At 61.6% G+C, this 3,278-nt stretch carries 3 protein-coding genes; 1 reads left to right on the top strand and 2 read right to left on the bottom strand.

What is annotated here, in order from left to right:
• The coding region (locus tag RA20_RS24445; RefSeq protein ID WP_039135592.1) for an efflux RND transporter permease subunit at positions 1-2,243 on the bottom strand (2,243 nt) is incomplete at its 3' end.
• A gap of 244 nt (positions 2,244-2,487) precedes the next feature.
• Here RA20_RS24445 and RA20_RS24440 point away from each other — a divergent pair.
• Positions 2,488-2,889, top strand: a complete 402-nt coding sequence (locus tag RA20_RS24440) for a winged helix-turn-helix transcriptional regulator (protein ID WP_193748911.1) — start codon at positions 2,488-2,490, stop codon at positions 2,887-2,889.
• A gap of 44 nt (positions 2,890-2,933) precedes the next feature.
• Here the strand turns inward: RA20_RS24440 and RA20_RS24435 are convergent, their stop codons facing one another.
• Complete coding sequence (locus RA20_RS24435; RefSeq protein WP_039135588.1) at positions 2,934-3,221, bottom strand: DUF1330 domain-containing protein; 288 nt, start codon at positions 3,219-3,221, stop codon at positions 2,934-2,936.
• Positions 3,222-3,278: the final 57 nt, after the last annotated feature.

Below are 3,278 nucleotides of genomic sequence, written 5' to 3'. Positions count from 1 at the left end.
ACCATGGCCACGGCGACGGTGATTGCGGTCAGAAGGCCCAGCTGGGCGTTCACCTGGAAGGTGGAGAAGGCGATCAGCGCAAAGCCCGCGCCAACGATGATCGAGGTGAAGACAATTGCGTCGCCCACTTCGGCAAAGGCATAGCGGATGGCATCCTCGCGGTTCAGCGCCTTTTCGCGGCGACCGCGCAGGTACTTGGTCAGGAAGTGGACGCTGTCATCCACCACGATGCCTAGCGACGCCGCTCCAATCACCGCTGCTGCCATGCCGATGTGGCCGACAAACACCGCCCAGAGGCCAAAGGTGATCATCGCAGGCACCGCGTTGGTGATGATCGAGATCATGCCGATGCCAAAGCTGCGCAGGGTGACCATCATCATCAGGCTGATGGTGACGACGGCAATCACGTTGCCGGTGATCATCTCGACGATATTGCGCAGGGTCAGCGAGGCAAAGATCAGCGAGATGCCGGTGGGCGGCTCGATCATGCCGTCGGGGGAGTTCGTCTCGACCCAATCGGCGACCCTTGCATGAAAGGCGTTCTGGCCCTCCAGATTGATGTCGGTGATCACCACGGACAGGCGGGTGGCCGATTTGTCGATGTTGATCTGGTTGTTCAGGTCCAGGCCAAAGGGCAGCGACAGCTCATAGAGCAGCAGATACTGCGCTGCCAGCTTGGCGTCCTGCGGCACCGCATAGAAGCCCTGGTCGCCGCCGTTCATGTCCCGGTTCAGCCGCTTGATCACATCGGTGAAGGCGGTGACCTGGTCCACTTCGGGCTGTTCGCGCAGCCACAGGGCAAACGCGTCCAGCGTTGCCAGATACTGCGGGTCGCTGATGCCGCCCGGCCCTTCGGCGCGGATCTCGTATTCAAAGATATCCTGGCCGCGCAGGTTCTCGGCGGCAAAGTCGATGTCCTGGCGCACGGTCAGGCTTTCGTCAAAGTAGCGCGAGAAGCGGTCGTCGAGGCTGTTGGTCAGCGCGAGGCCGATCAGCGCGGCGGCACCCAGGGAGCCGGCCACCAGAATGGCGCGCGAGCGGCGGATGGTGAAATCAGCCAGTGCGGCCATCGCTTGCTGCATCCGGCTTTCGCGCGGCGCGGCGGCGGGTTTCAGCGGCATGTAGGACAGGAAGGCCGGCACAAAGGTGATGGCCAGGATCCAGGCAGCCAGCACGCCAAAGGCAGTGATGTTGCCCAGCCACTGGAACGGCGGCGCGTCGGAATAGTTCAGTGCCAGGAAGCCCGCCGCGGTGGTGGCCGAGGTGACAAAGACCGCGGTGAAGTTCTTGCGCAGCGCTTCTTTGATCGCGGCCTGTTTCTCCATCCCTGCGCGCAGATGCTTCTGCACCGAGCTGATGATGTGGATACAGTCGGCAACCGCCAGCGTCAGGATGATGTTGGGCGCGATGATGGTGACCGGCGCCAGCCGCATCCCCAGAAGCCCCGCAATCCCCAGTGCCACGGTTGTCGACAGGATGATGGTGATCAGGGTGGCAATCATGCCGGAAACCGAGCGCAGCATCACCAGCGTCAGCACCAGCATCAGCCCGTACATGCCGGGGATCAGGCTGGTGGCATCGGCCTCGCCTGATTGCACAAAGCCGTAGTTCATGATCATCGAGCCGGTCAGCGCGATTTTCAGATCCGGGTACTTGCTGCGCAGCTCATCGGCCATAGCATGGGCTTCAATCGCGGTGCGGCGGCCCTCGGCGTCGGCATCGCCCTGCAGCTCGATCGAGACGTTGATGCCATTGGTGCGCAGGTCCTCGGACAGCAGCGCGCGGTAAAGTGCCGGCTCACCCACGGCAAAATCGGAACGCTCGCGCAGGTCCTCTGCACTGAGATCCCCGGCGCCCAGCACCAGATCCTCGACCTCCAGGAAATCGCCATCCACCCAGGTGCGCTGGAAGTTGCTGAGCGAATCCACCCGGGTCGCATTGGGCAGCGCCCAGGCCCGTTCGGTCAGATCCTCAATCACAACCGCCATCTGGCGGTCAAAGGCCTCGCCCTCCGGATATTGCAGGATGAAGAACACGTTGTCGTTCTTCGAGAATGTTGCCTGGAAATCGTCCCAGCGCTTCAGGTCCGGGTTATCGGCCCCGAAAAACACCCGGTAGTCGCTGGCCATCGTCAGCCGCGACATGCCGGCCGACGCGGCAAAGCTGACGGCCAGAATACCGATCAGCACCCATAAGCGCCACGCCAGCACAAAGTCGATGTACCGCAATAGGAGTCTCGTCATGTTGCACCGCCCTCTTGTTTGATTGCCGCTTGTGCGCGCGGCGGAATCGCTTCACTTTTTGAAGCGATATGAATTTCACTTCTCAAAGTAAAGCTAATTATCGAAGCGTCTGTGATCCGGATCACATTGCGGTGAGGCCATGCGGGCGGGCTGCCTGCCGCCGCGCAGCAATTGCCTTGGGCGCGGTTTCATGGCATCACTGCAAAGCTGCCGGGTGTGGTTCCGGCCTGTTACATGCATGCAAATGACTGATCATCCGCCAGAAATCTGCCGCTCCGAATGTCTGCTGAATGGCGCGCTGGAGTTTTTCGGAGACTGCTGGTCGCTGCTGATCGTGCGCGATCTGCTGCAGGGGCCAAAGAAATTCAGCCAGATCCTGCGGATGGAGGAAGGTATCTCCACCGGCACACTGACCAACCGTCTGACCCGGCTGGTCTCTCTAGGTGTACTGGAGCGGCATGTCTGCGAAAACGACCGCCGCGCCGTCAGCTATGAGCTGACGGACAAGGGGCGTGCGCTGGAGCCGGTGCTGCTGGAGATGGCGCTGTGGATGGCCGAGCACACCGACACGCCGTTTCCGCCGGAAGATCTGGAAATGCTGCACAACCGCGCCCGGGACATTTGCCAGACACGGGGCGGCAGCTGACTCCCGCTGCAACCGCTATTGGGTTTCAGGTGCCGGCCGAAAGCCTAGTCCAGGCCTTCAATAAGCGCGATATCCGCCTCGCAGGCACCTGCGCGCTCGGCCCGGGCCGCTTGATACGTCTTTGACTCATAACAGGCGCGCGCCTGTTCCAGGCTGTCGAACTCAATGACCACCCGGCGCTGCCAGGCCCGGCCTTCCAGGGTTTCCGCCTCGCCGCGGGCCAGAAAACGCGCTCCGAATTCCGCAAATGCAGCGGGCGCAACGGCCTGATACCCCTGGTACCTGCTGGGGTCGGTGACGGTGACATTGGCGATCCAATAGGCTTTAGGCATTGTCGTCCTGTTTTGCTTCCAGAATAAGGCTTTGTTTCGCCGTTTTTTTTGCGTCTG

The sequence above is a fragment of the Leisingera sp. ANG-Vp genome, assembly GCF_000813725.1.
Classification (GTDB): Bacteria; Pseudomonadota; Alphaproteobacteria; order Rhodobacterales; family Rhodobacteraceae; genus Leisingera.
Note: the sequence above shows the minus strand (reverse complement) of the source record. Positions and strands in the feature narration are given on the sequence as shown.